Source organism: Paenisporosarcina sp. P5_A11 (assembly GCF_056400705.1).
The window spans coordinates 1-6661 of sequence record NZ_JBFUKT010000178.1 but is presented as its reverse complement, the minus strand read 5'-3'; the positions used below and the strand labels follow the sequence as shown (position 1 = coordinate 6661).

The 6661-nt window shown below is 34.6% G+C and carries 3 protein-coding genes; all 3 read right to left on the bottom strand.

What is annotated here, in order from left to right; translation table 11 throughout:
* Window positions 1–1023 precede the first annotated feature (1023 nt).
* Window positions 1024–2946, bottom strand: a complete 1923-nt coding sequence (shc, locus tag AC1DOS_RS16870) for a squalene--hopene cyclase (RefSeq protein ID WP_477538436.1) — start codon at window positions 2944–2946, stop codon at window positions 1024–1026.
* A 614-nt stretch (window positions 2947–3560) separates the two neighbouring features.
* Window positions 3561–4091 carry a D-glycero-alpha-D-manno-heptose-1,7-bisphosphate 7-phosphatase gene (locus tag AC1DOS_RS16865; RefSeq protein WP_108587352.1) on the bottom strand — a complete coding sequence of 177 codons (531 nt, stop codon included), beginning with the start codon at window positions 4089–4091 and terminating at the stop codon, window positions 3561–3563.
* Window positions 4092–5302: 1211 nt separating this feature from the next.
* Complete coding sequence (locus tag AC1DOS_RS16860; protein WP_108587354.1) at window positions 5303–5536, bottom strand: hypothetical protein; 234 nt, start codon at window positions 5534–5536, stop codon at window positions 5303–5305.
* Window positions 5537–6661 lie beyond the last annotated feature (1125 nt).

Sequence of the window (6661 nt, the reverse complement as noted above, 5' to 3'; positions counted from 1 at the left end):
ACAAAGTATATTCGGGATAGTTCAGAAGCTGGTGATGGTAATATGCGCAAGAAAGATGAATTGATTGAGGTCGTCGTTAAGTGGAATGAGAAAGAAGAAAAGATTCCATTGAAGATAAAGAATGATTAACAATCTTTTACTGTGATCCAACGAGTGGGTTATTTAATAGAACAAACCAATTAATATTTAGTGAAAACACATATCTTCTTGGTAATCTTGGTAATATAATCTCCCACCCTAATAATTTCGATTACAATACAATCTAACAACCCCTAAATTTTGGGGTTACTTAAATATTCTACATAGTTTTTTAATACTCCTGTTTTTAAGCCTTGTAACCTGCCCCGTTAGGTGAACAAGACGTTGCGTATCTTCTTTTAGTCATACTATTTTAATTATAAAATTCTTAATTTTAAAATAATGATAATATAGCAATTTCAGGTGTGCTTTGCAGTTTTTTTAATCATTATGTTATAATGATAGCAAGTATTACGTATATTAAAAAAGACCGAACGGTGCGTCAACACCATTCAGTCATGCAATAGGCAGGTTCCCTCAAAGGGCGTCAGCTAAATAATGAGAAATAACCCATCTTGTGCGTCTAACTCAAGGATGGGTTATTTTTTATGGTTAAATGACAGAATTGACACGATTAATGCTGCGAACGTTACTGCGAACATCAATGCTTCGAATACTGACATGGCGCCACCCCCTTTCCAGGAAGTGAGCCAACCACCCTTGAGTACCTATTTTATTACTACTCTATTATACCAAATCGTTTCTACCATCACTTGACCAATACGATATCAATTAATCAATTAATCAATTAATCAATTAATAGTATCAAAGGGTTTTCTAAAGCCATTTAAAATACGTTATTTTAACGCCCGATATCATGGGGGTAACATCTTTCAGTTTGGGATATCCAATTTGCCAAGGTCCATATTGCCAGCAAGAAGTCAATATTGATTATAATTGACATGTTATTCATCTCAGACCGTTAAATCATGTCACCTTTCATACCTATTCGTCTTTGAGAGTTAAGAGGCTTTCATTCGGAAATTTTTTTTGATAATGCGCAAGTGCAATTAGAGGGAAAATATATCGATAACTATGATAATGAATATAGAAACTGCCAGCCATTCCCTGTCCTTTTGGATAAGATGTTGTCCAGTCATCTTTATCTTTATTTTCTAAAATATATTTGATGCCGGATATTATTTCTGGTGTGAGTTCTTCTTCAGCAGCAATCAGCGCATCCAATGCCCAGGCTGTATGAGTTAACGTACTGGCTCTCAATGGAACGTACGTTTTCATTTTGTCACTTTTACAAGACTCTCCCCATCCCCCATCCGAATTTTGAATATCACGAAGCCATTTGACTGATTTTAGAATAGAAGGATGGTCCGATGATATTCCTGCTGCAACAAGCCCGGTTATAGCAGCCCAAGCACCATAAATATAACAAATGCCCCATCGTCCATACCACGATCCATTCGGTTCTTGATGATCGAATAACCAATTTACACCTAATTTTATAGAGTCGTGACTCTTCTTTAAGTTAGTGAATTTCCCGAAAAATTCCAATGTTCTTCCTGTTAAATCTGCACTTGATGGATCTGCGAGTAAATATTCAGCATCTTCAATTGGAATTATAGACAAAATGCTTTTATTCACGCCTTTTTCGAATGATGGCCATCCTCCATCATCATTTTGCATTGAAAATACCCAGTTGATTCCTCTGTCCCAAGATGTATGGACTTTGGTTTTTTTACTGACAGTTTTGCAGATTGACCTTAAGGATGCAGTTGTATCATCAATATCAGGGTTCATTGTATTTACATTTGAGAAACCCCATCCCCCTGGAAGACTATGTGGACTGTGTATGACCCAGTCCCCATATTTATAATGCTGTCGTGTTAATAAAAATTGGTTTGCTTTTTTTATAACGGGATCTAATTCGGAAACCCCTGCTTCTTGCATGGCATAACTAATTAAAGCTGTATTCCATACCGTTGCTGTGGTGAATTGCATATGAGTCTTCCCGTCAACTTGACATTTCATAGACTTTAATCCGTTTACCGCATGAATGATTGTGGGATGATCTTTCTTATATCCAAGGGAAAGCAACGCGAAAATTAGAAGAAATGTCGAACTGAAGTAACTGTATAAGGTGCCATCCGGTTCAATTCGTTCCAGCATATACTGTTTTGTCTTATCTACCGCAAGTTCCTGAATTTGCTTTGGCAAACCAATTAGGTCCTCAATTCTTTTTTGAATGGATAAAAGAAAAGGACTCCATTCATTTGAGAGGACCCTTGATAAATATTCTTCATCCAACCGGTTGTGGTTCAAAATATATAAATCTGAAATGTTTGGACTTTTATTTGTTTTAATTATGTATTTCTTATCAGCGAGAATCATGAGTGGAGCGATATTTGCCCTACCAAAGACAGAAAAGTCGAAAAAGTTAATCGGGAATGAGTGTGGTAGAAAAACAAATTCTGTCGGAATAGTAAAAATTTTTGCCCATGAAAATTGTCCAGTTACTGCCAGCATAATTTTTGTTAGTAAATTACTTTTGTCTATTCCCCCATTTGATAAAATAAACTGTCTTGCTATTTGCATTCGTACATCATCATGAGAACAATAGCCGGAATATAGAAGGGCGTAATAAGCTTCAATCGTGGCAGCTACATTACCGTCATCTTCTTCATCATAAAACAGCTTCCAAGCCCCACTATCTTGTTGTTTGCTTAAAATCCGATCTACTAGTTCCTTTATTAATTCTTCATCTTCAATAGTTAATGAACGCAATAAAATAATCATATAGGCATCCGTTGTAATACCTRTTTCAAAAGGATAATCCCAAGTTCCTACCTCAGATTGATCCTTCTTCAAGATGCTTATAATTCGTTTAATTTCGTCTGATAGGGTACCGTTCACAAAATTCGTCCTTCCTATAGCAGAACTTCAATACACCTAAACATATTCGGTTAGTTTCTAAAAAATGCGAGGAAGTGATTAAGTGCCACGATTCAAACGCTGAACTCGTTGTATAGAGGATACACAGTAGGTTGACATAACAATCGAACTTAAATTTCCTAAAAAAAAACGAGCTGACTTTATCCAGCTCGTTAAATATTTCATCTATTATATTAATTTTTTCTTATCCTACTTTAAATGCCTTGGTCATTCTATAACTTTTGTAATCATTCAATCTTACTATTGATACGCTCTTTCTTACTTTGACGATAAAAGAACAACTCATAAAATATTGGTATCCCCTAGGTTGACATAACCCCCGGATGAGGAAGTGCTCATCTTAATTAACCTTTAGATCAATAAGAAAAGCTGCCCCTCATTCATATCTAAAATCAAATTTGGCGTATCTAATGTATGACCGTTAATTATTACTGTGTCATTGTCTGTCCAAGTAAATAAAAAACACCAATTCGATACTCTTTTAAAACTTCCTTCTTATTTCACTATCCTACCTCGTTAGTTGAACAAGAAATTAGATGATGACTAGCCAAAAAAGAGATTATAAAAGGTACGCTCTACTTTGCTGTTGAATCTTCTATAATCCAATCCACAGCACTTATTAGGTCAGGGAAAACAGCATCTGCAAGCGGATCACTCTTACCCAAGAATACTCCCTTTGTACCTGCCTTCTTCCCTGCGATAATATCTGTATCGGTGTCTCCTACCATGTAGGATTGGAATAAATCAATATCATACTTTTTACTGAGATCTATAATTAATTTGCTGTTTGGCTTACGACAGGCGCAGCCCGATTTTGGCTTATGAGGACAATAAGCCACGTCATGAATAGTTGCCCCTTCCTTCTTTAATTCAGAAATCATATGGTCATGTATTTTATTGAGCTCAGTTTCCTTCATGAATCCCAATCCAACACCGCCTTGATTAGTTACTACAAATATAAAATCAAAGAAAGGATTCAATTTTTTAATTGCTTCTGGAACACCTGGTAAGAAGTATAGCTCATGTGGCTTATTTACAAATTTAACCCTATCCGTTAGCACTTCATTTATTACTCCGTCACGATCCAAAAATAAAGCCTTCTTCATTAACATCACACCTTTACATATATTAAACCCCGTTCAAAAAAAGAACGAGGTTATGCGTATCGTATTTGAGGAATATCTCCAAAATTTCACTATCACTTTTTTGATGAACTGCTTTTTTTAATCTTCTATTTTTTTACCTTCCATTAATTTTGCGAATTGTTTCATTTCTGGATCCTGTTTAGGAATGAAATTGAATGGATTTTTTTCTTGTGCGAATTCTCCTTTAGTATTAACAATACCAATCTTTGAGCCTGCAGATGCTGTAGGGTCATTAATTATACCTTCTATTTCTCCATCAAAATGAGGGTTGCTTCAACATGTTGATTTTCATTTTCACGTGGCACATGACCATCTCCTATTAATGTTAATATGACTATATAGAAGGTGATCTATTCAAAAAGATTATGTGTGGTAGCTTCAGGTATTGGAAAGAACTTATTATTAATCAAGCCTATCTTTCTAATTATAGTGAATTGAATTTGCCCAGTATAAGGAATGTCATGCAATCCATCAATGGAAGCCCGAAGTGTTTTAGAATATATATAATGGAAGAAAACAAAAACCCTTCAGTGTATTAATCACTAAAGGCATCCAGAGTATTCCCCAGCACAGGTTCAAGCTGCTCTATGAAATACTGCTGAGGACTTTGGGAAGTCTGGACAACATCCTCTTTACGGATCTGGAGAAGCCAACATCTATAATGCATTAACACGATAGAAACAAAAGACCTGCATGATGCAGGTTAAGCCGTTCAGTTTTGAATCACTTTTCTTGAAATATAACCCTAAATAGACACCCAATTAGCTAGTCAATTGGGTGTCTATTTTTTATTGATATATCAAGGTTTGTATTGATTTTACCTTTARAATAATCATACTATTGACAGGTCAATTATTGCTATTACAATTATGATTGTAAAGTGATTATTTAGGTATCTATTTGGTATGATAAAGAGGTGTGAAATTGCATTGACGAAAAACAACCGAATAAACTAAACAAGAAACCTGTAAACCGGGAAATGAATATTTATGATTGGAAAAGAGAAAAAAACACAGAGTATTATCTCAATGTTTTTCTAGTTGTTCTACTTTTTAATAAACCAATTTTCTTCTCCGTTTATTCAACTAAAGCACCTGTTAGTGGAATAACACCTTCAGCAAAATTCGAACTTATTTATTCCCATTTTTATCCTTCATTTTACCTCTTCCTTTTCATTGTACCTCGTTGCTTCTGACTTTAACTATACGTTGCACAATAAATCCAACTATTAAGCCGATAGCAAAAGGAAGTATTGCAATATTTGCATCAAAAATCAACCCATTTTCTAACGGTTCATTTAGAACAAATGAAAACCTAAGAAGAGATAAATTAAATATATTTCCAATCCAATATAATAGTGCCATTGTCCCAACTGATGATAATAACGGAAACAATATAATTCTCACAAAAGACCTCCTTTCAATACTTGTTATTGAACAAACCTGCCTCGGTAGTGAAACAAAAATAACAATTCCTTTTATTTATTATACCAACAATATCCATTTTTACCTCTAAAAAGATAAAATTTTCTATCAATTATAAAAGCACCTCGAAATGAGGTGCTAATTTGGGTTATATTTGGCTGTTTATTTTGATAATAAAACAGGGTTGATTTAACCGCTTATTTAGGAATAAGTGATCCAAAACTGAACGTCTTAGATGCAGGTCTTTTGTTTTTTTCTTTTAGGGGATAATAATTATCTTCTATAGTAAAAAAAGAAGGAAGAGATTTTTTCATCTCCTTCTTATATGTATTACATTACCCTTTTTCTTTTAAGCTTGAATAATCACCTTCTAAATTTACTATCAAATGCAACTATAGCGAAGTCATTAACTTCATTACTCCATAAGAAAAGCTGCCCTGTAAAGGCAGCCGGTTCTTCAACTAATGCGATCTTTAGTTTACGTCCATTTCTTCATAAACAAGAAAAGGCAGTGCCTTAAACCACTGTTTTAGCTTTTATCCGAATCAACTGGTCCAATTAGTAGATTTTTTAAGAGCAACGGGGTTTCCAAGAATTCTATTTTTAATTAGCCAACATATTGAGTGCTATCACAGAAGTGGTGACACCTAATTTTTTATCAGTTTGGCGTTTGTAAGACATACAAGTCGAATAATATCCAAGTTTTTCACCTCAACTAACCTACCCCGTAAGTCAAAAATTTCGTTTAGTTAATTCCAAGGTGGGTGTGATGAATTTAATTGAGAAACTCTCCTTGCTTCGGCGCTTTGAGTGGACTTACTTAAGAAGTCTATAAATCGGATCAAAGAATTTTTTTTCCCAGGTCTTCGTTGAATTTCCACGTTAATGACTCTCCTTTAAACCGCAATTTTTATTTTTACTTATCTAGCTTTTAGAGGAATTCGTTGTCGTTTATGTAATGGAAATATGACAATGGTTCCAGCGACTCCACTGATGGCTAAAAACGAAAGGATTGCGATAGGTAGGGGTTTCTATTTCAAACGTGTTTGACTCATGTAGGACCTCCTTGGATTTGAGCTTGCAGTTTTAGTGTAGTAGATGATTATG